At 56.8% G+C, this 24,233-nt stretch carries 24 protein-coding genes and 1 other annotated feature (1 of these 25 running past the window's edge); of the genes, 17 read left to right on the top strand and 7 right to left on the bottom strand.

Translation table 11 applies throughout. From position 1 onward, the window contains the following. The first annotated feature begins 84 nt into the window (after positions 1-84). The 3 genes from deoA (at position 85) to deoD (ending at position 3,532) form a co-directional block, all read left to right on the top strand. Positions 85-1,407, top strand: a complete 1,323-nt coding sequence (gene deoA / locus RVY89_RS15815) for a thymidine phosphorylase (RefSeq protein ID WP_484825824.1) — start codon at positions 85-87, stop codon at positions 1,405-1,407. Positions 1,408-1,460: 53 nt separating this feature from the next. After that, a complete protein-coding gene (gene deoB / locus RVY89_RS15810; protein ID WP_249576712.1) occupies positions 1,461-2,684 on the top strand; it encodes a phosphopentomutase in 1,224 nt (407 codons plus the stop codon). 125 nt (positions 2,685-2,809) lie between these two features. Beyond that, positions 2,810-3,532, top strand: coding sequence for a purine-nucleoside phosphorylase (deoD, locus tag RVY89_RS15805; protein WP_010427122.1), 723 nt, complete (start codon positions 2,810-2,812; stop codon positions 3,530-3,532). A gap of 60 nt (positions 3,533-3,592) precedes the next feature. Here deoD and lplA read toward each other — a convergent pair whose 3' ends face one another. Beyond that, on the bottom strand, positions 3,593-4,609 hold the full coding sequence (gene lplA / locus RVY89_RS15800) for a lipoate--protein ligase (RefSeq protein ID WP_484825823.1): 1,017 nt from the start codon (positions 4,607-4,609) through the stop codon (positions 3,593-3,595). A 39-nt stretch (positions 4,610-4,648) separates the two neighbouring features. Further along, the gene (locus RVY89_RS15795) at positions 4,649-5,293 is read right to left on the bottom strand and encodes a YtjB family periplasmic protein (RefSeq protein ID WP_048225575.1); all 645 of its coding nucleotides are present in this window, start codon (positions 5,291-5,293) and stop codon (positions 4,649-4,651) included. A 117-nt stretch (positions 5,294-5,410) separates the two neighbouring features. Between RVY89_RS15795 and serB the strand changes: the two genes are divergently transcribed. The 3 genes from serB to nadR are packed head-to-tail and all read left to right on the top strand — an operon-like array spanning position 5,411 to position 9,046. Then, positions 5,411-6,379 (top strand): phosphoserine phosphatase, encoded by a 969-nt coding sequence (serB, locus tag RVY89_RS15790; RefSeq protein ID WP_025757501.1) that lies wholly within the window; start codon positions 5,411-5,413, stop codon positions 6,377-6,379. Positions 6,380-6,390: 11 nt separating this feature from the next. After that, positions 6,391-7,776 (top strand): DNA repair protein RadA, encoded by a 1,386-nt coding sequence (radA, locus tag RVY89_RS15785; RefSeq protein WP_014068810.1) that lies wholly within the window; start codon positions 6,391-6,393, stop codon positions 7,774-7,776. A gap of 37 nt (positions 7,777-7,813) precedes the next feature. After that, on the top strand, positions 7,814-9,046 hold the full coding sequence (nadR, locus tag RVY89_RS15780; protein WP_015572616.1) for a multifunctional transcriptional regulator/nicotinamide-nucleotide adenylyltransferase/ribosylnicotinamide kinase NadR: 1,233 nt from the start codon (positions 7,814-7,816) through the stop codon (positions 9,044-9,046). 111 nt (positions 9,047-9,157) lie between these two features. Here the strand turns inward: nadR and RVY89_RS15775 are convergent, their stop codons facing one another. Next, positions 9,158-10,159 (bottom strand): zinc-binding alcohol dehydrogenase family protein, encoded by a 1,002-nt coding sequence (locus tag RVY89_RS15775; RefSeq protein ID WP_484825822.1) that lies wholly within the window; start codon positions 10,157-10,159, stop codon positions 9,158-9,160. A gap of 108 nt (positions 10,160-10,267) precedes the next feature. Between RVY89_RS15775 and RVY89_RS15770 the strand changes: the two genes are divergently transcribed. Next, positions 10,268-11,167, top strand: coding sequence for a LysR family transcriptional regulator (locus RVY89_RS15770; RefSeq protein ID WP_484825821.1), 900 nt, complete (start codon positions 10,268-10,270; stop codon positions 11,165-11,167). 185 nt (positions 11,168-11,352) lie between these two features. Here the strand turns inward: RVY89_RS15770 and ettA are convergent, their stop codons facing one another. Beyond that, the gene (gene ettA, locus RVY89_RS15765) at positions 11,353-13,020 is read right to left on the bottom strand and encodes an energy-dependent translational throttle protein EttA (protein WP_006810191.1); all 1,668 of its coding nucleotides are present in this window, start codon (positions 13,018-13,020) and stop codon (positions 11,353-11,355) included. Positions 13,021-13,247: 227 nt separating this feature from the next. On the opposite strand from ettA, the gene sltY reads away from it, so the two are divergent. Then, the gene (gene sltY, locus RVY89_RS15760) at positions 13,248-15,185 is read left to right on the top strand and encodes a murein transglycosylase (RefSeq protein ID WP_484825820.1); all 1,938 of its coding nucleotides are present in this window, start codon (positions 13,248-13,250) and stop codon (positions 15,183-15,185) included. A 55-nt stretch (positions 15,186-15,240) separates the two neighbouring features. Beyond that, on the top strand, positions 15,241-15,567 hold the full coding sequence (gene trpR, locus RVY89_RS15755) for a trp operon repressor (RefSeq protein ID WP_047747961.1): 327 nt from the start codon (positions 15,241-15,243) through the stop codon (positions 15,565-15,567). Here trpR and yjjX read toward each other — a convergent pair. Then, positions 15,564-16,079, bottom strand: a complete 516-nt coding sequence (yjjX, locus tag RVY89_RS15750; protein WP_032649880.1) for an inosine/xanthosine triphosphatase — start codon at positions 16,077-16,079, stop codon at positions 15,564-15,566. The two genes, trpR and yjjX, sit on opposite strands and share 4 nt — an antisense overlap. A 50-nt stretch (positions 16,080-16,129) precedes the next feature. Here yjjX and gpmB point away from each other — a divergent pair, with 50 nt between their 5' ends. Continuing rightward, positions 16,130-16,777: a 2,3-diphosphoglycerate-dependent phosphoglycerate mutase GpmB gene (gene gpmB / locus RVY89_RS15745; protein ID WP_008502057.1), complete on the top strand. Its 648-nt coding sequence runs from the start codon at positions 16,130-16,132 to the stop codon at positions 16,775-16,777. Here gpmB and robA read toward each other — a convergent pair. After that, positions 16,774-17,643: an MDR efflux pump AcrAB transcriptional activator RobA gene (gene robA, locus RVY89_RS15740; protein WP_024907406.1), complete on the bottom strand. Its 870-nt coding sequence runs from the start codon at positions 17,641-17,643 to the stop codon at positions 16,774-16,776. The genes gpmB and robA overlap by 4 nt on opposite strands. A 211-nt stretch (positions 17,644-17,854) precedes the next feature. On the opposite strand from robA, the gene creA reads away from it, so the two are divergent. From creA to creD, 4 genes are read left to right on the top strand one after another with little or no spacing between them, the layout of a single operon-like run. Further along, positions 17,855-18,325 (top strand): protein CreA, encoded by a 471-nt coding sequence (gene creA / locus RVY89_RS15735; protein WP_023334448.1) that lies wholly within the window; start codon positions 17,855-17,857, stop codon positions 18,323-18,325. 14 nt (positions 18,326-18,339) lie between these two features. Further along, positions 18,340-19,029, top strand: coding sequence for a two-component system response regulator CreB (gene creB, locus RVY89_RS15730; protein ID WP_484825819.1), 690 nt, complete (start codon positions 18,340-18,342; stop codon positions 19,027-19,029). Continuing rightward, positions 19,029-20,453, top strand: a complete 1,425-nt coding sequence (gene creC, locus RVY89_RS15725; protein ID WP_484825818.1) for a two-component system sensor histidine kinase CreC — start codon at positions 19,029-19,031, stop codon at positions 20,451-20,453. Before creB ends, creC begins: the two co-directional genes overlap by 1 nt. A gap of 56 nt (positions 20,454-20,509) precedes the next feature. Beyond that, positions 20,510-21,862, top strand: a complete 1,353-nt coding sequence (gene creD, locus RVY89_RS15720) for a cell envelope integrity protein CreD (RefSeq protein WP_484825817.1) — start codon at positions 20,510-20,512, stop codon at positions 21,860-21,862. Positions 21,863-21,908: 46 nt separating this feature from the next. Here creD and arcA read toward each other — a convergent pair whose 3' ends face one another. After that, entirely contained in the window at positions 21,909-22,625 is a 717-nt protein-coding gene (gene arcA, locus RVY89_RS15715) for a two-component system response regulator ArcA (protein ID WP_003856501.1), read from the bottom strand. 95 nt (positions 22,626-22,720) lie between these two features. Between arcA and yjjY the strand changes: the two genes are divergently transcribed. The 3 genes from yjjY to thrL all read left to right on the top strand — a co-directional run bounded on the left by yjjY (position 22,721) and on the right by thrL (position 24,227). Next, positions 22,721-22,861, top strand: coding sequence for a YjjY family protein (gene yjjY, locus RVY89_RS15710; protein ID WP_085928893.1), 141 nt, complete (start codon positions 22,721-22,723; stop codon positions 22,859-22,861). Positions 22,862-23,260: 399 nt separating this feature from the next. Next, positions 23,261-23,947: a tRNA/rRNA methyltransferase gene (locus tag RVY89_RS15705; RefSeq protein ID WP_484825816.1), complete on the top strand. Its 687-nt coding sequence runs from the start codon at positions 23,261-23,263 to the stop codon at positions 23,945-23,947. A gap of 211 nt (positions 23,948-24,158) precedes the next feature. Next, positions 24,159-24,227 carry a thr operon leader peptide gene (gene thrL / locus RVY89_RS15700; RefSeq protein WP_015572623.1) on the top strand — a complete coding sequence of 23 codons (69 nt, stop codon included), beginning with the start codon at positions 24,159-24,161 and terminating at the stop codon, positions 24,225-24,227. Further along, positions 24,166-24,233: a sequence feature (Thr leader region), on the top strand (it continues 50 nt past the right edge of the window). It overlaps the preceding gene by 62 nt.

The following is a 24,233-nucleotide window of genomic DNA, read 5'->3' as shown; positions in this document are numbered from 1 at the left end:
GGCGCTACGCTTACCCGGCCTACCGGATCGTGGTCGGGTAAACCGTACCCGCCGCCATTCACCCGATTCCTCATGGGGGTTACCGTGTTTCTCGCACAAGAAATTATTCGTAAAAAACGTGATGGTCATGCATTAAGCGACGAAGAGATCCGCTTCTTCATCAACGGCATTCGTGATAACACCGTCTCAGAAGGGCAGATTGCGGCTCTGGCGATGACCATTTTCTTCCACGATATGTCGATGCCTGAGCGCGTGTCGCTGACCATGGCGATGCGAGATTCAGGAACCGTTCTGGACTGGAAAAGCCTCAACCTTAACGGCCCGATAGTGGATAAACACTCCACCGGCGGCGTGGGCGACGTGACGTCTCTGATGCTCGGCCCAATGGTGGCAGCCTGCGGCGGTTACATCCCGATGATCTCCGGGCGCGGCCTGGGCCACACCGGCGGTACGCTCGACAAACTGGAAGCCATTCCGGGCTTCGATATCTTCCCGGATGACAACCGCTTCCGCGACATTATTAAAGACGTTGGTGTGGCGATTATCGGCCAGACCAGCTCTCTTGCTCCGGCAGACAAGCGTTTCTACGCGACCCGCGACATTACCGCGACCGTTGACTCCATCCCGCTGATCACCGCCTCTATCCTGGCGAAGAAACTGGCAGAAGGGCTGGACGCGCTGGTGATGGACGTCAAGGTGGGCAGCGGTGCGTTTATGCCAACCTATGAACTCTCAGAGGCGCTGGCCGAAGCGATCGTTGGCGTCTCCAACGGCGCGGGCGTCCGCACTACCGCACTGCTCACCGACATGAACCAGGTGCTGGCTTCCAGCGCCGGTAACGCCGTCGAAGTGCGTGAGGCCGTCCAGTTCCTCACCGGCGAATATCGTAACCCGCGTCTGTTTGACGTCACCATGGCGCTGTGCGTTGAGATGTTAATCTCCGGCAAGCTCGCCAAAGACGACGCAGACGCCCGCGCGAAGCTGCAGGCGGTGCTGGACAACGGCAAAGCGGCGGAGATCTTTGGCCGCATGGTCGCGGCGCAAAAAGGCCCGACCGACTTCGTCGAAAATTACGCGAAGTACCTGCCAACCGCGACGCTCAGCAAAGCGGTGTATGCCGATAGCGAAGGGTTTGTCTCCGCGATGGACACCCGTGCGCTGGGTATGGCGGTGGTCTCGATGGGCGGCGGCCGCCGTCAGGCGTCAGACACCATTGATTACAGCGTCGGCTTTACCGATATGGCGCGTCTGGGCGACAGCGTTGACGGTCAACGTCCGCTGGCGGTAATCCACGCCAAAGACGAAGCCAGCTGGCAGGAAGCGGCAAAAGCGGTGAAAGCGGCAATCAAGCTTGACGATAAAGCGCCGGAAACCACACCGACTGTCTATCGCCGTATCACCGAATAGCGGTATACTGATCTGATCGATAATTTTTGAAGCACTACGTACGGAGAACAATTATGAAACGTGCATTTATTATGGTGCTGGACTCATTCGGCATCGGCGCAACCGAAGATGCAGAACGTTTTGGTGACGTGGGTTCCGATACCATGGGTCACATCGCGGAAGCCTGTGCGAAAGGCGAAGCGGACAACGGTCGTAAAGGCCCTCTGACTCTACCTAACCTGACCCGCCTTGGGCTGGTGAAAGCGCATGAAGGCTCTACCGGTAAAATCGCAGCCGGTATGGACGGCAACGCGGAAGTCGTGGGCGCCTATGCCTGGGCGCACGAGCTCTCCTCCGGCAAAGACACCCCGTCTGGCCACTGGGAAATCGCCGGTGTGCCGGTGCTGTTCGACTGGGGTTATTTCTCCGATCACGAGAACAGCTTCCCGCAGGAGCTGCTCGATAAGCTGGTGAAGCGTGCCAACCTGCCGGGTTACCTGGGCAACTGCCACTCTTCCGGTACCGTGATTCTGGACCAGCTCGGCGAAGAGCATATGAAAACCGGCAAGCCGATTTTCTACACCTCTGCTGACTCCGTGTTCCAGATTGCGTGCCATGAAGAGACGTTTGGCCTGGATAAACTCTACGAGCTGTGCGAAATCGCTCGTGAAGAGCTGACCGAAGGCGGCTACAACATTGGCCGCGTGATCGCGCGTCCGTTTATCGGTGACAAAGCGGGTAACTTCCAGCGTACCGGTAACCGTCACGATCTGGCCGTTGAGCCACCTGCACCAACCGTGCTGCAGAAGCTGGTTGAAGAGAAAGACGGTCACGTGGTGTCCGTGGGTAAAATTGCGGATATCTACGCTAACTGCGGCATCACTAAGAAAGTGAAAGCCACCGGTCTGGATGCGCTGTTCGATGCCACCATCAAAGAGATGAAAGAAGCGGGCGACAAGACCATTGTCTTCACCAACTTCGTGGACTTCGACTCCTCCTGGGGCCACCGTCGCGACGTAGCGGGCTATGCAGCGGGTCTTGAGCTGTTTGACCGCCGTCTGCCGGAGCTGATGGAGCTGGTGGGTGAAGATGACATTCTGATCCTGACCGCGGACCACGGCTGTGACCCGACCTGGACCGGTACCGACCACACCCGTGAGCACATTCCGGTGCTGGTGTACGGCCCGAAAGTGAAGCCGGGCTCGCTCGGTCACCGTGAAACCTTCGCGGACATCGGCCAGACCATCGCGAAATACTTTGGTACGTCAGACATGGAATATGGCAAGGCCATGTTCTAAACGGATTGGGTGCGGCCTGATGCCCTCACCCCGGCCCTCTCCCACAGGGAGAGGGAGAACCGAATGTAGGCCGGGTCAGGCGTAGCCGCCACCCGGCAAAAACAACAATGTTAAAGGAACTGAAGATGGCAACTCCTCACATTAATGCAGAAATGGGTGATTTCGCTGACGTCGTATTGATGCCGGGCGACCCGCTGCGCGCGAAGCACATTGCAGAAACTTTCCTCGAAGACGTGCGTGAAGTGAACAACGTTCGCGGCATGCTGGGCTTCACCGGTACCTATAAAGGCCGCAAGATCTCCGTTATGGGTCACGGCATGGGTATCCCATCCTGCTCTATCTACACTAAAGAGCTGATCACCGATTTCGGCGTGAAGAAAATCATCCGCGTTGGCTCCTGCGGCGCGGTGCGCATGGACGTTAAGCTGCGCGATATCGTTATCGGTATGGGTGCCTGCACCGATTCCAAAGTTAACCGTATGCGTTTCAAAGACCATGACTTCGCGGCAATTGCAGACTTTGGCATGGTGCGTGACGCGGTTGACGCGGCAAAAGCGCTGGGCGTTGAAGCGCGCGTGGGTAACATCTTCTCTGCTGACCTGTTCTATGCACCGGACGGCGGCGAGATGTTTGACGTGATGGAGAAATACGGCATTCTGGGCGTGGAAATGGAAGCGGCCGGTATCTACGGCGTTGCGGCTGAGTTTGGTGCGAAAGCGCTGACCATCTGCACCGTGTCTGACCACATCCGTACTCACGAGCAGACCACCGCTGCCGAGCGTCAGACCACCTTCAACGACATGATCAAAATCGCGCTGGAATCCGTTCTGCTGGGCGATAAAGAGTAATTCTGTCTCTCCCTCCCTCTCCCTGTGGGAGAGGGCTGGGGTGAGGACAACAGACCGCACCTAGCGCACGGCCTGTGCAATCCACGCTGACAAATCCCTTAACTCTTTTTCCTGCTCCGGGAAATCCCCAATCAACGCGTCGCATTCCTGCTGCAGCATATCCGCCCGGTACAAACAGCCCTGTAAACGTGCCGCCAGCGCCTCTAACGGTGCCGGATTAAGGCTATCGGTAAACACCTGCGTACGGGTGATATGGCCTTTCTCCACGTCAAAATGCAGCTCCACGCCGCCCCAGGTAAAACGCTCGTCCAGCAGATGGGAAAACGCAGGAGCCTGGCCGAAGTTCCACTCCCAGCTGCTCTGGCGGGCGAAGGTTTCGGCGAAGTTGGGCAGGTCCGGGGTTTTGTCAGGGGAGATCACTTCTGCTTCCACGCGCTCGCCGTAATGTTCAAAGAACGCGTCACGGATCGCATCGCAAATCTGCTGGTGAGTAATTCCTGGCAGCAGTTCCACCAGATTTGCCACGCGTCCGCGCACGGAGGTAATCCCCTTAGCCTGCAGCTTTTTCTTGTCCGGATTCAGGTAGTTCGCCAGACGGCTCAGGTCAGCGTTCAGCAGCAGGGTGCCGTGGTGGAAGCCGCGATCCATCGTTTCGCGGTAGGCGGAGCCGGAGACCTTCCGGTCGCCCTCGGGGGTTTTCACCACCAGATCGTTACGCCCGGAGGCTTCAGCCGTCACGCCGAGTGAATTCAGCGCGGTGAGGACGATGGACGTTGAGATGGTTTTGTCGTATTCCGGTTTGCCCGCCATAAAGGTAAAGCAGGTATTGCCCAGATCGTGAAACACCGCGCCGCCGCCGCTGCTCCGGCGCGCCAGGCGGACGTTGTCCTCTTCCATACGCCGGGTGTTGCACTCTTTCCACGGGTTTTGCGCGCGGCCAATGACCACCGTATCGGCGTTACGCCAGAGAAAGAGGACGCGCTGGGTGGCAGGCATCTGGCGGAAGATGCACTCTTCCACCGCGAGATTAAACCAGGGATCGTAAGAGTCAGAGATAAGCAGGCGTAACGTCGTCATGGCAAAGTTCCTTTTCTGAATCGTTCGCCTACTTTATCACTATTCTTTCTTCTCGCTCTCTTCGTCTTCGGGGACTGACCGGCTGGCGGTCAGCAGGAACGGCGATTGCTGCCAGCGCGTGCGTTTTCCGCGAAGCAGGGTGCGCGCCAGCACAACGCCAATGGCGAGCGAAAGCAGCAGCATCAGGCGCAGAATGTTGGTGGTATTATCGACCTGTTTGGCTTCAGTGGGCAGAGTATGGGTGTCGAGCGTCAGGCGCAGATAACCCAGAGGACCATTCTTGCCCTGAATAGGTTCAACAAGCTGTTGGTTGAAGTAGCCGCCGGCTTTTTTGCCGTCCAGCGCCAGCCTGTCGCGTACGTCGACGTGCTCACCCGCGCGGGCAATCAGGTTGCCTTGCTCATCGTAGACGCCCGCATCAAGAATGCGGCTGTTCTCCGTGAGCAGGCGTAAAACCTGGCCTATCCGCTTCTCGTCCGGCGTTTCGGTACGCATGGACGGCGCGACGTTGAGCGTCACCTGGCGTGCCAGCGTGCGGGCCAGCTCTTCAAACTGGGGGTTGCGTTGCCGTTGATGGTTCTGGCTAAACCACGATGCCCCTTGCATCAGCACCACTAAGAGTGCGAGACAGGAAAGGACAATCACGGCGCGATGGAGCCGGAATTTCAGTTTTGCGCGAGCCATATTCCACCTGCTGAAAATTTACGGCTTAATGTTGCCAGAAGTGATGGTTACAGGGTAGCCTCATGCGTTATTTTCCCTCTGCAACCTTCCGGCGCGAACGAAATTACAGGAGCTTTAATGCCGAACATTACCTGGTGTGACCTGCCAACGGATGTCTCTTTATGGCCAGGATTGCCGCTCTCTCTAAGTGGCGATGAGGTGATGCCTCTGGATTACCACGCCGGTCGTAGCGGCTGGCTCCTCTACGGACGCGGTCTGGATAAGCAACGCCTGACCCAGTATCAAAGCAAGCTGGGTGCGGCAATGGTCATCGTCGCCGCCTGGTGCGTGGAAGACTACCAGGTTATTCGCCTGGCGGGTTCCCTGACGCAGCGCGCAACGCGTCTGGCGCACGACGCCGGGCTGGACGTCGCACCGCTGGGTAAAATTCCGCATCTGAAAACCCCGGGCCTGCTGGTCATGGATATGGACTCTACCGCCATTCAGATCGAGTGCATTGACGAAATTGCGAAGCTGGCGGGCAGCGGCGAGCTGGTGGCGGAAGTCACCGAGCGTGCGATGCGCGGCGAGCTGGATTTCACCGCCAGCCTGAGACAGCGCGTGGCGACCCTGAAAGGGGCAGATGCTAACATTCTGCGCCAGGTGCGCGACGTGCTGCCGCTGATGCCTGGACTGACGCAGCTGGTGCTGAAGCTGCAGTCCCTCGGCTGGAAGGTGGCGATCGCCTCCGGTGGCTTTACCTTCTTCGCGGATTATCTGCGGGAAAAACTGCATCTGACCACCGTGGTGGCCAACGAGCTGGAGATTATGGACGGCAAGCTGACCGGCCAGGTGATCGGCGATATTGTGGATGCCCAGTACAAAGCCAATACGCTGACGCGTCTGGCGGAAAAGTATGAAATTCCGGTTGTCCAGACCGTCGCTATCGGGGACGGCGCTAACGACCTGCCGATGATCAAAGCGGCCGGGCTGGGCATTGCCTACCATGCCAAGCCAAAAGTGAATGAAAAGACGGAAGTGACTATCCGTCACGCTGACCTGATGGGGGTGTTCTGCATTCTCTCCGGCAGCCTTAATCAGAAATAACGAGGTAAACCGTGGCGAAAGCTCCAAAACGCGCATTTGTCTGTAATGAATGTGGTGCGGATTATCCGCGCTGGCAGGGGCAATGCAGCGCCTGCCATGCCTGGAACACCATCACCGAAGTGCGTGGTGTGGCGGCTTCGCCGAGCGTGGCCCGCAATGAACGTCTGAGCGGCTATGCCGGTAACGCGGGCGTGGCGAAGGTGCAAAAACTTTCGGACATCAGCCTCGAAGAGCTGCCGCGCTTCTCCACCGGGTTCAAAGAGTTTGACCGCGTGCTCGGCGGCGGCGTGGTGCCGGGCAGCGCCATTCTGATCGGCGGTAACCCGGGCGCGGGTAAATCGACCCTGCTGCTGCAAACGCTCTGCAAGCTCGCGGAACAGATGAAAACCCTGTACGTCACGGGCGAAGAGTCTCTGCAGCAGGTGGCGATGCGCGCGCACCGCCTGGGCCTGCCGACCGGCAACCTGAACATGCTCTCCGAAACCAGCATCGAGCAGATCTGCATGATTGCCGAAGAAGAGCAGCCGAAGCTGATGGTGATCGACTCCATCCAGGTGATGCACATGGCGGACATTCAGTCCTCGCCGGGCAGCGTCGCGCAGGTGCGTGAAACCGCGGCCTACCTGACGCGCTTTGCCAAAACGCGCGGCGTGGCGATTGTGATGGTCGGCCACGTAACCAAAGACGGCTCGCTGGCCGGACCGAAGGTGCTTGAACACTGTATCGACTGCTCGGTGATGCTCGACGGGGACGCGGACTCCCGCTTCCGTACCCTGCGTAGCCACAAGAACCGCTTTGGGGCGGTGAACGAACTGGGCGTGTTTGCCATGACCGAACAGGGGCTGCGTGAAGTGAGTAACCCGTCGGCCATCTTCCTGAGCCGTGGCGATGAGATCACCTCCGGCAGTTCGGTGATGGTGCTGTGGGAAGGGACGCGCCCGCTGCTCGTTGAAATTCAGGCGCTGGTGGACGTGTCGATGATGGGCAACCCGCGGCGCGTGGCGGTCGGTCTGGAACAGAACCGTCTGGCAATCCTGCTGGCGGTGCTGCACCGTCACGGCGGGCTGCAGATGGCGGATCAGGACGTCTTCGTTAACGTGGTCGGCGGCGTCAAAGTCACGGAGACCAGCGCAGACCTGGCGCTGCTGCTGGCGATGGTCTCCAGCCTGCGTGACAGGCCGCTGCCGCAGGATCTGGTGGTCTTTGGCGAAGTGGGCCTTGCCGGGGAAATCCGTCCGGTTCCCAGCGGCCAGGAGCGTATCTCCGAGGCGGCAAAACACGGTTTCCGTCGGGCAATCGTTCCCGCCGCCAACGTGCCGAAAAAAATCCCGGAAGGGATGCAGGTGTTTGGCGTGAAGAAACTCGCAGATGCGTTAAATGTCTTTGACGACTTATAATTACGTAAATTTGATTTTGCAGGAGGCACCGTAATTTATGTCATCATTTGACTACATCAAGACCGCAATCCGCCAGAAGGGCTGCACGCTGCAGCAGGTGGCGGACGCCAGCGGCATGACCAAAGGCTACCTGAGCCAGCTGCTGAACGCCAAAATCAAAAGCCCCAGCGCGCAGAAGCTCGAAGCGCTGCACCGCTTTCTGGGGCTGGAATTCCCGCGTATGCAAAAGAACATCGGCGTGGTGTTCGGCAAGTTTTACCCGCTGCATACCGGACATATCTATCTGATCCAGCGCGCCTGTAGCCAGGTTGACGAGCTGCACATCATCATGGGCTACGACGAAACCCGCGACCGTCAGCTGTTTGAAGACAGCGCCATGTCGCAGCAGCCGACCGTGCCGGACCGTCTGCGCTGGCTGCTTCAGACCTTTAAGTACCAGAAAAACATTCGTATTCATGCCTTCAACGAAGAGGGGATGGAGCCCTATCCGCACGGCTGGGACGTATGGAGCAACGGCATCAAAGCGTTTATGGAAGAGAAGGGCATTGCGCCTAACTGGATCTACACCTCTGAAGAGTCCGATGCGCCGCAGTTCCGCGAGCATCTGGGCATTGAGACGGTGCTGATCGATCCGAAACGCACCTTCATGAACATTAGCGGGGCGCAGATCCGCGAAAACCCGTTCCGCTACTGGGATTACATTCCGACCGAGGTGAAGCCGTTCTTCGTTCGTACCGTCGCGATACTGGGCGGCGAGTCGAGCGGTAAGTCAACGCTGGTCAACAAGCTGGCGAATATCTTCAATACCACCAGCGCGTGGGAGTATGGGCGCGATTATGTCTTCTCGCACCTTGGCGGCGACGAGATGGCGCTGCAGTATTCCGACTACGACAAAATCGCGCTCGGTCATGCCCAGTACATTGATTTCGCAGTGAAATATGCCAACAAGGTAGCGTTTATCGATACCGATTTTGTCACCACCCAGGCGTTCTGTAAAAAATACGAAGGGCGCGAGCACCCGTTCGTGCAGGCCCTGATTGACGAATACCGTTTTGACCTGGTGATCCTGCTGGAAAACAACACCCCGTGGGTGGCCGACGGCATGCGCAGCCTCGGCAGCTCAGTCGACAGGCGTGAATTCCAGACCATGCTGGTGGAGATGCTCAACGAAAACAACGTTGAGTTTGTGCATGTTGAAGAGTCGGACTACGACTCCCGTTTCCTGCGCTGCGTCGAGCTGGTGAAGGAGATGATGGGGGAGCAGGGGTAAAAAACTTACCCCTCACCCTAACCCTCTCCCCAAAGGGGAGAGGGGATCGCACGGAGCTGTCTTTACCCTCTCCCCCGTGGAGAGAGGGCAGGGTGAGGGGGAACAAACCACTCAGAACTCAACCACCACTTTCCCGCGCATATGCCCGTCCAGCACCTTACGATGCGCCTCGGTAATGCTTTCCACGCTCAGCCCGTGCAGCGTTTCACTCAGCGAACTTTCCACCACGCCGTTATCCACCAGCTTCGCCACCTCATTGAGGATCTCCCCCTGACGCGCCATATCCAGCGTCTGGTACATGCTGCGGGTGTACATAAATTCCCAGTGCAGCGCGGCGGATTTGGACTTCAGCTTGTCCTGGTTCAGCGGACGTTCATTCTCAACGATGGAACAGATATGCCCCTGAGGCGCAATCAGTTCGCTGACCGCATCCCAGTGCCCGTCGGTGTCGTTGAGGATGAAAATGTAATCCACAAAGGTGAGCCCGTGTTTCGCCAGCTCGCCTTTCAGGTCGCGGTAGTTGACGACCACGTCAGCCCCGCGCTCGCGGCACCACCGGGCGGAATCTTCTCGTGAAGCGGTTGCGACGATCTTCACCTTGCTGTTGTGCTTCGCAAACGGGATCGCCAGCGATCCCACCCCCCCCGCGCCGCCGATGATCAGTAGCGTTTTGTCCGCCCCGGCATCCTGAATATTCAGCCGCTCAAACAGACCTTCCCATGCGGTGAGCGCGGTTAAGGGCAGTGCAGCGGCTGCCGCCCAGCCGAGGCTGGCAGGCTTGCGCCCGACAATGCGTGCATCGATCAGCTGATGCGTGGTGTTGCTGCCCGGGCGGGTGATATCGCCCGCGTACCACACCTCGTCACCCGGCTTGAACCCGGTGACGCCAGCCCCAACGGCTTTGACGATCCCGCTGGCGTCCCACCCGAGAATGCGCGGCTCGTTCAGCCCGCTCTTAGCAATGCCCGCGTGGACTTTGGTATCAACCGGATTAACGGAAACGGCCTTCACTTCCACCAGCAGATCGTGCTCGCCGGGCTGCGGCATCGGCGGGGTGATTTCAATGAAGGTGGACGGATTTTCTGGGTTAACGGCGATGGCTTTCACTGACATGGTGTGCTCCTCAATGGCATGCGTTTTGTTGAGGCTAGTCTATTAAGTGGTCAGCTGCATGATAAGATGGACAATCAAGAACTCAGCGTTCGTACAGGATGAACAATCATGTTTAAACAGCTGCAGGATATGGCGCTTTTCGCGCTGGTGGCGGAGATGGGCAGCTTTACCGCGGCAGCCCAGAAAGCCGAACTGCCGAAATCCAGCGTGAGCCAGCGAATTAGCCAGCTGGAGCAGCAGGTGGGTATCCGCCTGCTTAACCGCACCACGCGAAGGTTGAACCTGACGTTTGCGGGCGAGCACTATCTGGTGCACTGCCGCGAAATGCTGGCGGCTAGCGAGCGGGCCGAGTACGCCATTCAGCGCCTGCGCGATAACCCGAGCGGGCGGCTGCGGATCACCTGTCCGGCGGGGATTGGGGCGACGCTGCTGGCGCATATGAATGCCGAGTTCCAGCTTCGCTATCCTGACGTTTCGCTGGATGTGTCGATCTCTGATGACGTGGTGGATCTGGTCGAGGCCGGTTTTGACGTGGCGCTGCGTACCGGCAAGCCGCAGGACTCCTCTCTGATTGGCCGTATGATCGGGCATTGTCCGCGCTACATGCTGGCCTCGCCGGACTATCTGGCGCGTCGGGAGCCGTTAATTCATCCCCGTCAGCTGGTGGATCACCGATGCATTACGCACCGGGCGTGGTCGGAGTGGCTTCTGCGAAGCGAGAGCGAGGATTACCGCTACCTGCCGGATAACGCCCACATGACCGATAATCTGGTATACGCCCGCGAATGTGCGATCGCAGGGGCGGGGATCACGCTGTTACCCGCATTTCTGCTGGAGGATAAGATCGAAAAAGGCGCGCTGGTTCAGGTGCTGCCGGAGTGGAACGTTGAAGGTAACGATCTGTGGCTGGCCTATCCGAGCCGCAAGCTGAACTCGCCCGCGTTGATGAGCTATATCGAGTTTGCAATGCAGTTTGATGAGGTGAAGCGGTATTACGTGGGTGGGTGATTGTGTGCGGCCTGATGCCCTCACCCTGGCCCTCTCCCATGGGGAGAGGGTACAAACATAAAAAACGGCAACCGAAGTTGCCGTTTTGCTTTTACCTTGTGCGGCCTGATGCCCTCACCCTGACCCTCTCCCACGGGGAGAGGGAACAAACATAAAAAACGGCAACCGAAGTTGCCGTTTTGCTTTTATTTTGCAATACGCTTGTACTTAATACGCTTCGGCTCCAGCGCGTCGGCGCCCAGCGTGCGTTTCTTATACTCTTCGTATTCGGTGAAGTTACCTTCGAAGAACTCCACCTTACCTTCATCCTGGTAGTCCAGGATGTGGGTCGCGATACGGTCCAGGAACCAGCGGTCGTGCGAGATAACCATCGCGCAGCCCGGGAACTCCAGCAGGGCGTTCTCCAGCGCGCGCAGGGTTTCGATATCCAGGTCGTTGGTTGGTTCATCGAGCAGCAGAACGTTACCGCCAACCTGCAGCAGTTTCGCCAGGTGCAGACGACCACGCTCACCGCCGGACAGCTCGCCCACGCGTTTGCCCTGGTCGGTGCCTTTGAAGTTAAAGCGACCAACGTAGGCGCGGCTTGGCATCTCGGTGTTGCCGATACGCATGATATCCAGACCGCCGGAGACTTCTTCCCATACGGTTTTGCTGTTATCCATCGCGTCACGGAACTGGTCAACGGAGGCCAGCTTCACGGTTTCACCCAGGGTGATAGAGCCGCTGTCAGGCTGTTCCTGACCGGACATCATGCGGAACAGGGTCGATTTACCCGCGCCGTTCGGGCCGATGATGCCAACGATAGCGCCTTTCGGTACGGAGAAGGTCAGGTCGTCGATCAGCAGGCGGTCGCCGTAGGACTTACGCAGGTTGGTCACTTCAACCACTTTATCCCCCAGACGTGCTCCAGGTGGAATAAACAGTTCGTTGGTTTCGTTACGTTTCTGGTATTCGGTGTTGTTCAGCTCTTCGAAGCGTGCCAGACGGGCTTTGCCCTTGGACTGACGGCCTTTCGCGCCCTGACGCACCCACTCCAGCTCTTTCTCGATAGACTTACGACGGGCCGCTTCCTGAGAAGCTTCCTGCGCCAGACGCTGATCTTTCTGCTCCAGCCAGGAGGAGTAGTTGCCTTCCCACGGAATACCTTCGCCGCGGTCCAGCTCAAGGATCCAGCCGGCGACGTTGTCGAGGAAGTAACGGTCGTGGGTAATCGCCACAACGGTACCTTCGAAGTCGTGCAGGAAGCGCTCCAGCCACGCCACGGATTCCGCATCCAGGTGGTTGGTTGGTTCGTCGAGCAGCAGCATGTCTGGTTTTTCCAGCAGCAGGCGGCACAGCGCCACGCGGCGGCGTTCACCACCGGAGAGGTTCGCGATTTTCGCATCCCAGTCCGGCAGACGCAGGGCATCCGCCGCGCGCTCCAGCTGCACGTTCAGGTTGTGACCGTCGTGCGCCTGGATGATCTCTTCATACTTGCCCTGTTGCGCGGCCAGCTTGTCGAAGTCCGCATCCGGCTCAGCGTATTTGGCATACACTTCATCCAGACCTTTCAGGGCGTTAACCACTTCGGATACCGCTTCTTCAACGGATTCGCGAACGGTGTGTTCCGGGTTCAGCTGAGGTTCCTGCGGCAGGTAGCCAATTTTGATGCCAGGCTGCGGACGGGCTTCACCTTCGATGTCTGTATCAATGCCGGCCATGATGCGCAGCAGGGTGGACTTACCGGCACCGTTGAGACCCAGAACACCGATTTTTGCGCCCGGGAAGAAGCTCAGCGAGATATTTTTAAGAATATGACGTTTCGGCGGGACAACTTTGCCGACACGATGCATGGTATAAACGAATTGAGCCACGTTGGACTTCGCCTCTTTTATCGTAATGAGAAGGAATTTCAGCCTCGAAGTGTAGCCTTTTTCACGCCCTAATCCCAGCCAGGAACGTTGGGAGTGTTAAAACGCGCAAGAAAGGTAAAAAAGTGTCCATGACGTGGCGCGTTGAAGGATGCCTGGTTAGCATAAGTTAATTAGACTTTGACGTGGCAAGACGCTGCAATTGACGAAAAAACAATGAGGAAGAGCTTGTGGAAAAAGCCAAACGGGTGGTCTGGCGTCTGCTGGCTGCCAGCGTATGCGTAATGGCGGTAAGCCAGGCGGTGCATGCCGATTCACTGGATGAACAACGCAGTCGATACGCTCAGATTAAACAGGCGTGGGACAACAAGCAGATGGATACCGTGCAGGCGCTGATGCCGACGCTAAAGGATTATCCGCTGTATCCGTATCTCGAGTATCGCCAGATCGCGGACGATCTCATGAACCAGCCCACGGTCACCGTGAATAACTTCATTCAGGCGAACCCGACCCTGCCGCCTGCCCGAAATCTCCAGTCTCGCTTTGTGAATGAGCTGGCGCGTCGCGAAGACTGGCGCGGACTGCTGGCGTTTAGCCCTGAAAAGCCGAATACCACCGAAGCCCAGTGTAACTATTACTACGCTAAATGGGCGACCGGCCAGCAGGAAGAGGCCTGGGCCGGGGCGAAAGAGCTCTGGCTGACCGGGAAAAACCAGCCGAACGCCTGTGATTCCCTGTTCGGCGCGTGGCGCGCATCCGGCAAGCAGGATCCGCTGTCCTATCTTGAGCGCATCCGCCTGGCGATGAAGGCCGGTAACACGCGGCTGGTGACCACGCTGGCGGGGCAGATGCCGTCCGATTACCAGACGATCTCCACCGCGGTTATCTCGCTGGCAAACGATCCCAACAGCGTGCTGACCTTTGCCCGCAGTACGGGCGCGACCGATTTTACCCGCCAGATGGCGGCGGTGGCCTTTGCCAGCGTGGCGCGTGACGATGTGGAAAACGCGCGGCTGATGATCCCGCAGCTGGTACAGGCGCAGCAGCTTAATGAGGAGCAAACCCAGGAGCTGCGCGACATTGTGGCGTGGCGACTGATGGGCACCGATGTGACCGATGAACAGGCGCGCTGGCGTGACGATGCCATTATGCGTTCGAATTCCACGTCGCTGGTGGAACGCCGCGTGCGCATGGCGCTGGGCACGGGCGATCGCCGTGGGCTCAATACCTGGCTCGCGCGCTTGCCGATGGAGGCCAAAGAGAAAGACGAATGGCGCTACTGGCAGGCCGACCTGCTGATGGAGCGCGGTCGAGATGATGAGGCCAAAGAGATCCTCCATACGCTGATGCAGCAGCGCGGGTTTTACCCGATGGCAGCCGCGCAGCGTCTGGGCGAGGAGTACACCTTCCGCATTGATAAAGCGCCCGCTAACGCAAACCCGGCGCTAACGCAGGGGCCAGAAATGGCGCGCGTTCGCGAGCTGATGTACTGGAATATGGATAACACCGCGCGCAGCGAATGGGCGAATCTGGTGACCAGCCGTACCACCGACGAAAAAGCCCAGCTTGCCCGCTATGCGTTTGATAATCACTGGTGGGATCTCAGCGTGCAGGCGACGATCGCCGGCAAGCTCTGGGATCATCTGGAAGAGCGTTTCCCGCTGGCGTACAAAGATCTATTCGATCGCTATACCAGCGGCAAAGATATCCCGCAAAGCTACGCGATGGCGATTGCCCGTCAGGAGAGCGCGTGGAACCCGAAAGTCCGTTCCCCGGTGGGCGCCAGCGGCCTGATGCAGATCATGCCCGGCACGGCGACGCACACGGTGAAGATGTTTAATATTCCTGGGTACAGCAGTCCGTCACAGCTTCTCGATCCGGATACCAATATCAACATCGGTACCAGCTACCTCCAGTACGTGTATCAGCAGTTCGGCAATAACCGCATCTTCTCGTCGGCGGCGTATAACGCGGGGCCTGGTCGCGTGCGCACCTGGCTGGGCAACAGCGCCGGACGCATCGACGCCGTGGCGTTCGTCGAGAGCATTCCGTTCTCGGAAACGCGCGGCTACGTGAAGAACGTGCTGGCCTATGACGCCTACTATCGCTACTTCATGGGGCAGAAAGATACCCTGATGAGCGATGCCGAGTGGCAGAGACGTTACTGATCGGCGTGGGTTGTGTTATGCTGTACTCGCTAATGAGTACAAAAGGCAGCATAACATGACCCAGCATTCCCCGTATTCCTCGGCAATGGCCGAACAACGTCATCAGGAGTGGCTTCGTTTTGTGGAGCTGCTTCGCCAGTCTTACGAGCAGGATTTGCATTTACCCCTGATGCAACTGATGCTCACGCCGGACGAGCGTGAGGCGCTGGGCACGCGCGTGCGCATCATTGAAGAGCTGCTGCGCGGCGAGATGAGCCAGCGCGAGCTGAAGAATGAGCTCGGCGCGGGCATCGCAACGATTACCCGCGGATCGAACAGCCTGAAGTCGGCGCCGGTTGAGCTGCGCCAGTGGCTGGAAGCGGTATTGTTGAAAAATACCTAACGATAAATCGCGTTATGGAACGGGCTTAACGCCAGGATCACCGCCTGGTGATAAACGCCTGAACGCGTCAGCGCGCCTGCGGTAAAGACGCCAATCGCCCCTTCTTTACGACCAATCTCATCGATGCCGGTGTACTGCGACATCACTGGCCCGAGCGCTTCACCCGCACGGACTTTTTCCAGAATGATCTCCGGCAGCGGCAGGGTGGCCGAGCGCGCTTCACCCCGCTGCTCGCGGCTTTCGATCACCACCCAGCTAAAGGTTGCGCCTTCGTCGATACCGGCTTCAATCGCTACCCAAAAGTCAGCATCCGGTGCCGCGGCCTTAGCGTTTGCCACGCGATTTCGTGCGCCAGCGCGCGTTTCCTCGCTGCCAAACGGCTGTTCAGGTACGCCACTCTCGACGCCGATGGCCTCAATATGGCAGGATCCTGCGCCGAAGATCTCGTCAAATGCCCTTAGAATTGCCTGAATTTTGGCAGGATTAGTGGTAGCAGAGACAACATGGTGCATAATTAAGCTCGATTCAAAAAAAACTCATCGCAGTATAACGGAAAAAAAGCATGTTACAGGTATACCTTGTTCGCCACGGTGAAACGCAGTGGAACGCCGAGCGACGTATTCAAGGCCAGTCAGACAGTCCTCTCACCGAGAAGGGTGTGCAGCAAGCGTGGCAGGTGGCGGAACGCGCCAGAACGCTGGGCATTACCCACGTGATTACCAGCGATCTAGGTCGCACACAGCAGACGGCGCGCATCATCGCAGATGCCTGCGGCTGTGACGTCATGCTGGAGCCGCGCCTGCGCGAGCTGGATATGGGCGTGCTGGAAAAACGCCATATCGATACGCTGACGGAAACGGAAGAGGGCTGGCGCCGCACGCTGGTGAACGGTACCGAAGATGGCCGTATTCCTGAGGGCGAATCGATGCAGGAGCTCAGCGTACGCATGCATGCCGCTCTGGCGGAATGCCTGAAGCTTCCGGCGGGAAGCCGTCCGCTGTTGGTGAGTCATGGGATTGCGTTGGGATGCCTGGTGAGCACCATTCTGGGATTACCGGCTTACGCTGAGCGCCGCCTGCGTCTGCGCAACTGCTCCATTTCCCGGATTGATTATCAGGAAAGCGCGTGGCTGGCGTCAGGTTGGGTCGTGGAGATGGCAGGGGACATTTCGCACCTCGATGCCCCTGCGCTTGACGAACTGCAGCGTTAACGACGTATCGGAATCAAGAATTCCATACGCAGATTGATTGGGCCTTCTTCCGGTTTGGCATCCTGCGCCGGGTAGTAGCGCTCAATGTCCTGACCTTTACGGCGATTCAGATTCAGCATCGGCATGCAGGTCCCGTAAACGGTCAGGATAAACTCCTGAACCCCCGTTCCCAGCCCTTCATACGCGAACATCACGTATTCACCACCTTCCAGCACGACAGGCTTTGAACCCTGAATGTAGCCATTGGCCATATCTGGCGTCAGCGCGGTGGTGTAGAACACCTCCTGCTCGTCGTCTTTTTCCTGGCTTGGGTGCGTTTCGTTGAGACCATACAGGATCGGCGGGATCGCCGGCGCGTGGCTCAGGAAGTCGCGCCAGAACTGGACGCGCATCTGATGACGGAACTCAGAAATCTGCTCCAGTGAACAGGAGTAGCTCTGCGTCGTGCCGATCAGATGGGTTTCCGGCAGTGTAATGATTTCGTACTTCGGCATCGCGAATTCGCCCAGACGCAGCGGCGGACGCATGCCAAAGGAGCTCCAGTCAGGCGAGCGACGATAAAGCGCTGGCGTCAACGAGAACTGTTTTTTAAATGCGCGGGTGAAGGTCTGCTGTGAATCGAAACGATATTGCAGGGCAATATCCAGAATCGGCCGCGCGGTCAGGCGCAATGCCACAGCAGATTTTGATAAACGACGTGCACGAATATAGGCGCCGATAGCATGACCGGTGACATCCTTGAACATCCTTTGCAGATGCCACTTGGAATAGCCTGCTTTAGCCGCCACATTATCCAGTGACAAAGGCTGGTCGAGATGACCTTCCAGCCAGGTGAGCAGGTCGCGAATAATTCCAGCCTGATCCATATACTATCCTCATCCTTAAAACAGCATGTGCCTGATAACAGGTTAGCGGATAATAGCATTTTTTGATGTTTTAGCATTCAGTGTTTTTTTTGCGCATTCATGCTTTTTAGAGCACATTACAGGCAGATATATTCTAATCCTGTGATCTTGCTACATTTTTGTCTAAAGTGTTGAATAATCGCCCAGTGTAATTTTAAAGAATGGTAACAATATGAAATACAAGACTTTGATCTTCACCGCGTTAATGCTGATGGTCGGGCGCGTGGCGCAGGCAGAACAGATTGGCTCCGTCGATACCGTGTTCAAAATGTTCGGCCCGGACCACAAAATCGTGGTGGAGGCGTTTGACGATCCGGACGTGAAAAACGTCACCTGCTACGTCAGCCGTGCGAAAACGGGCGGTATCAAAGGCGGGCTGGGACTGGCGGAAGATACCTCCGACGCCGCCATTTCCTGTCAGCAGGTGGGGCCGGTTGAGTTGAGCGATAAAATTAAAAACGGCAAAGCGCAGGGCGACGTGGTATTCCAGAAACGGACCTCGCTGGTGTTTAAAAAGCTGCAGGTGGTGCGTTTCTATGATGCCAAACGCAACACCCTGGCGTACCTTGCCTACTCTGACAAAGTGGTGGAAGGCTCGCCGAAAAACGCGATCAGCGCGGTGCCGATTATGCCGTGGCATTAATTCAGGGATGAACCATGCAACAACCTGTGGTCTGGCTGGTTGAAGACGAAACCAGTATCGCCGATACGCTGATCTACATGCTTCAGCAGGAAGGATTCGCGGTAAAGGCATTTGAACGCGGTTTACCCGTGCTGGAGGAGGCGCGGCGGCAGGCTCCGGCGCTCGCCATTCTGGACGTCGGGCTGCCGGACATCAGTGGATTTGAGCTTTGCCGCCAGCTGCTGGCGCAGCATCCCTCACTGCCGGTGCTGTTTCTGACGGCGCGCAGTGATGAGGTAGACAAGCTGCTTGGCCTGGAAATGGGCGCTGATGACTACGTTGCGAAACCTTTCTCACCTCGTGAAGTCTGCGCCCGGGTGCGGACGATTTTACGGCGCATGCAAAAATCCGCCGCACCATCAGAAACGTTGCGTATCGGGCAGTTTGAACTGAACGAGCCTGCCGCGCGAATTAGCTGGTACGGGGAAGTATTGCCCCTGACCCGCTACGAATTCTTGCTGCTCAAAACCTTGTTGCAGGCCCCCGGAAGGGTCTTTTCTCGCCAGCAGCTCATGGATAAGGTGTGGGGTGAAGACGGCAACAGCTTCGACCGTACCGTGGATACCCACATCAAAACCCTGCGCGCCAAGCTGCGGGCGGTGAACGAGGAACTGTCACCCATCAGCACCCATCGCGGTATGGGCTACAGTCTGGGCCTTTACTGATGCGCATTGGGATGCGGCTATTGCTGGGATACTTCCTGATCGTGGCCATCGCCGCGTGGTTTGTGCTGTCGATCTTTGTTCAGGAAGTAAAGCCCGGCGTGCGCAGGGCTACCGAGGGCACGTTAATCGATACCGCGACCCTGTTGGCTGAAATTGGGCGAGATGATTTGCTTTCGGGTCATGCGCAGCAGGGCAAACTGGCGCAGGCCTTTTCTCAGCTTCATCAGCGCCCTTTCCGCGCCAATATCGGCGGGATTCATAAAGTGCGTAACGAGTACCGCGTCTACATGACCGATGCGCAGGGCAGAGTGGTATTTGATTCCGCCGGTCTGGCCGTGGGGCAAGATTACTCGCGCTGGAACGATGTCTGGCTGACGCTTCGCGGCGAATACGGCGCGCGCAGTACCCAGAGCCATCCCGACGATCCGGAGAGCACGGTGATGTATGTTGCCGCGCCGGTTGTGGAGCAGGGCAAGATTATCGGCGTGCTGTCGGTCGGCAAACCTAACAGCGCGATGGCCCCGGTTATCCACCGCAGCGAGCGGCGGATCCTGTGGGCAGGCGGATCGCTGCTCGGCATTGCCCTGCTTATCGGTCTTCTCGTCGCCTGGTGGATCAATCGTTCTATCAGTACGTTATCGCGCTATGCCGACTCGGTGACCACGGATACGCCTCTCCCGCTGCCTAATCCAGGCAGCAGCGAACTGCACAAGCTGGCCCTGGCGCTGGAGAATATGCGCATTCGCCTGGAAGGGAAAAACTACATTGAACACTATGTCCATGCGCTGACCCACGAGCTGAAAAGCCCCATCGCCGCCATACGCGGCGCGGCTGAAATTCTCGCCGAGCAGCCGCCGCCGCAGGTAACCGCGCGGTTTATCGATAATATTCTGGTGCAAAACGCGCGCATGCAGTCGCTGGTTGAAAAACTGCTCACTCAGGCGCGGCTTGAAAATCGGGTCGAGATTACGCCTCAGACCGTCCGCGTCGACTTATTGTTTACGCGTATTGCCGACGCGCGCTCGGCGCTGCTGGCGGCAAAAGATATTGGGCTGACCCTCCAGCCCGCTTCGCTTCATGTTGAAGGCGATCCCGATCTGCTCGAACAGGCGCTCGGTAACTTGCTGGATAACGCTATCGATTTTACGCCGCAGGGCGGCGCCATTGCACTGGCGGCCAGGGAAGAGCAGGGGCAGATACAGCTTCTCGTCACCGACAGCGGAAGCGGGATCCCGGATTACGCGCTGGAGCGTATTTTTGAGCGCTTCTATTCCCTGCCGCGCGAGAACGGGTTGAAGAGCAGCGGACTCGGGCTGGCGTTTGTCCAGGAGGTGGCGCGTCTGCATCAGGGAGAGATTACATTGCGTAATCGTGATGAAGGCGGCGTGATGGCCACGCTGACGCTTCACCGTCCCTTCACATAACTTCAAACTGACCCCACACGGCCTGGTTACGCTCTCCTCATCACAAAGGAGACGTAATGATGAAATCCCCCCTGTTCTGGAAAGTAAGCACCCTGCTGGGGTGCATCCTGCTGCTGTTAGTCCCGCTTTTTATGGTCAGTAACCTGATATCGGAGCGGGAGAGCTACCGCAACGATGTCGAAAATACGCTTCGCCAGAGTACCAGCGGACCGCAAAAGCTGGTCGGTCCGATGATTGCGATACCGATGACGGAGATCTTTTACAAGATAGAGGACGAGAAGAAGGTCGAATACAAGAAAAGCTATATGCATTTCATTCTGCCGGAATCTCTGGTTGTGGAAGGGAACCAGCGCGTGGAGTTCCGCAGTATTGGCATCTACGATGGGCAGATCTGGAACACTGACCTGAAGATAAAAGCGCAGTTTAATACCGAAGAGCTGAAGCAGCTGAAAGGGGAAACGATCGCGACTGGGCAGCCGTTTATTGTGACGGGCGTTGGCGACGCGCGGGGCATTGGCACGGTCAGTATCTCTAAAATCAATGGTGAGACGCTCAGCGTGGAACCCGGTTCAGGCGTCTACGGGGCGCTTGCAGGGATCCACATCCCGCTGACCGACAAAGCGCTGGAAGCCAAAACGTTTGTACTTGAGATGTCACTCACTCTGGCGGGAACCGGCAGTTTTGCGGTGGTACCGGTAGGGCGTAATAGCGAAATGACGCTCAACAGCAACTGGCCGCATCCGGGTTTTATGGGCGATTATCTCCCTGTTAAGCATCAGATTGGCGAGTCCGGTTTCCAGGCGAACTGGCAGAGCAGCTGGTTTGCAAATAACCTTGAGAGCTGGTTCTACGACAAGGAGTCGCCGGAGTGGGAGGCGCTCCCGGCCTTCAGCGTCACGGTAGCCACGCCCGCCGATCAGTATCAGCTGACTGACCGTGCGATCAAGTACGCCATTTTGCTGATTGCGCTGACGTTTATGGCCTTCTTTGTCTTCGAAACCTTAACCGGATTACGCCTTCACCCGATGCAGTATCTGCTGGTGGGGCTGTCGCTGGTCTTGTTCTATCTGGTGCTGCTGGCGCTGTCTGAACACGTCGGGTTTACGCCAGCCTGGGTTGTTGCAAGCCTGGTTGGCGCAGCGATGAACGGAATGTACCTGCAGGCCGTGCTGAAAAGCTGGAAGCGCAGCGGGTTGTTTGTGCTGGCACTGCTCGGGCTGGATGTGGTGATGTGGTTCCTGCTGCGCTCGGAGGACAGCGCGCTGCTGTTGGGGTCAGCGGTTCTCGCGTTGGCGCTGTTCGCCGTGATGTACCTGACCAGGCATTTCGACTGGTACTCGCTCTCTCAGCCGAAGCGACCTGAGCCACCTGCAGCACCGGATGACGATACGATGCGGACCTGGAAATAAAAAAAACGGCGCAAATGCGCCGTTTTTTAATGCGTTAACTGCAGGATTATTCCTGCAGGTCACCGCAGAAACGGTACCCTTCGCCGTGGATCGTGGCGATGATTTCCGGCGTATCTGGCGTAGATTCGAAATGCTTACGAATACGACGGATGGTCACGTCTACGGTACGGTCGTGCGGTTTCAGCTCACGGCCGGTCATTTTCTTCAGCAGCTCTGCACGGGACTGAATTTTGCCCGGGTTTTCACAGAAGTGCAGCATCGCGCGGAATTCACTGCGCGGCAGTTTATACTGCTCGCCGTTCGGGCTAATCAGCGAACGGCTATTGATATCAAGTTCCCAGCCGTTGAATTTGTAGCTATCTACGCTACGACGCTCTTCGCTGACCGTGCCCAGATTCATGGTACGGGACAGCAGGTTGCGTGCACGAATGGTTAACTCGCGAGGATTGAACGGCTTAGTGATGTAATCATCCGCACCGATTTCCAGGCCAAGAATTTTATCAACTTCGTTATCGCGGCCCGTCAGGAACATTAACGCGACGTTCGCCTGCTCGCGCAGTTCGCGCGCCAGAAGAAGACCGTTTTTGCCCGGCAGGTTAATATCCATGATCACCAGGTTGATATCATTTTCAGAAAGGATCTGATGCATCTCTGCGCCATCGGTCGCTTCAAAGACATCGTAGCCTTCTGCTTCGAAAATGCTCTTTAACGTGTTGCGTGTTACCAACTCGTCTTCAACGATAAGAATGTGCGGGGTCTGCATGTTTGCTACCTAAATTGCCAACTAAATCGAAACAGGAAGTACAAAAGTCCCTGACCTGCCTGATGCATGTCGCAAATTAACATGATCGGCTTAACGTGACTAAAGTACGTAATTGCGTTCTTGATGCACTTTCCATCAACGTCAACAACATCATTAGCTTGGTCTTGGGTACTTTCCCTTTGGACCCGACAGTGTCAAAAACGGCTGTCATCCTAACCATTTTAACAGCAACATAACAGGCTAAGTGACACCAGACACCCAATAAAACTACGCTTCGTTGACATATATCAAGTTCAATTGTAGCACGTTAACAGTTTGATGAAATCATCGTAGCGGAATGCTAGCCTTTGTCACAATTTTTCAATAAACCAACTAGTTGCGGACATTGATTTATAAACGAAGCGAATCCAATCAGAATAGGGTATTCATGTCGCTATTATCATTATAAAACATAGGGATAATAGTGTTCTGTTAACATTCTAACTGATTGTTCAGACAAGGAATAGTTTAGCGTTTTTAATTTGTTATGAAACGCTATTTCGGTGATTTGTGTTGCAATTTTGTAAATTCGCGCCGCGTAATATGTTGAAGTGCATCACATTTTTACCGGCTAACTGATTATAAAGAGAGCATAAATGCATCTGTCGATTGTACTGGTTGCCCCAGCCAGAGCAGAAAATATAGGCGCTGCCGCGCGTGCCATGAAGACCATGGGTTTTACCGATTTACGTATCGTGGACAGCACTGCGCACCTTGAGCCTGCAGCCCGTTGGGTAGCGCACGGATCGGGCGATATCCTCGATAATATAACCACTTACGCTACGCTTGCTGATGCGCTGCACGACATTTCGTTTACCGTTGCAACCACCGCGCGCAGCCGGGCGAAGTTCCACTACTACGCCACGCCAGCGGAGCTGGTGCCGATGCTGAGTGAGAAAAGTCAGTGGCTGGAAAAAGCGGCGCTGGTGTTTGGGCGTGAAGATTCCGGATTAACCAATGAAGAGCTGGAACTGGCGGACGTTCTTACCGGTGCGCCGATGGTTGCGGATTATCCGTCCCTCAATTTAGGCCAGGCGGTGATGGTTTATTGCTATCAATTAGCATCCTTAATACAAATTCCCCCGTCGCAAAATACAGGAACCGATGAAAATCAGCTTGCCGCACTTCGCGCGCGCGTAGAAAACCTGCTAGTGAATCTGGGGGTGGCGGACGATCAAAAAATGGCTGACTGGCTGCAGCAGCGTTTGGGGCGTCTTGAGCAGCGGGACACCGCCATGCTGCACCGTTTGCTGCACGATATTGAAAAAAAATTGGCCGAGTAAAATACTGCCATAAGTTTTTACTATGGCGAATAAGTCTGTCCGGAAGGGTTGCATCTGGGCGAATCGGATGAAAATAAATCTGCACGCAGCGGGACGTGAGAGTCCTCCGAATTGTGATCAAATTAAAAATTCGTTGACTTAAGGTGCCCGATCCTTTAACCCTAAAAGAATACAGCACAGACAGATAATAATGACAGAGTACACAACATCCATGAAACGCATCAGCATCACCACCATTACTACAACCATCATCATTACCACAGGTAACGATGCGGGCTGACGCGTA

The sequence above is a fragment of the Enterobacter sp. 3U4 genome (assembly GCF_057224565.1).
The sequence above is the reverse complement of the archived record's forward strand: the minus strand, read 5'-3'. Positions and strand labels throughout refer to the sequence as shown.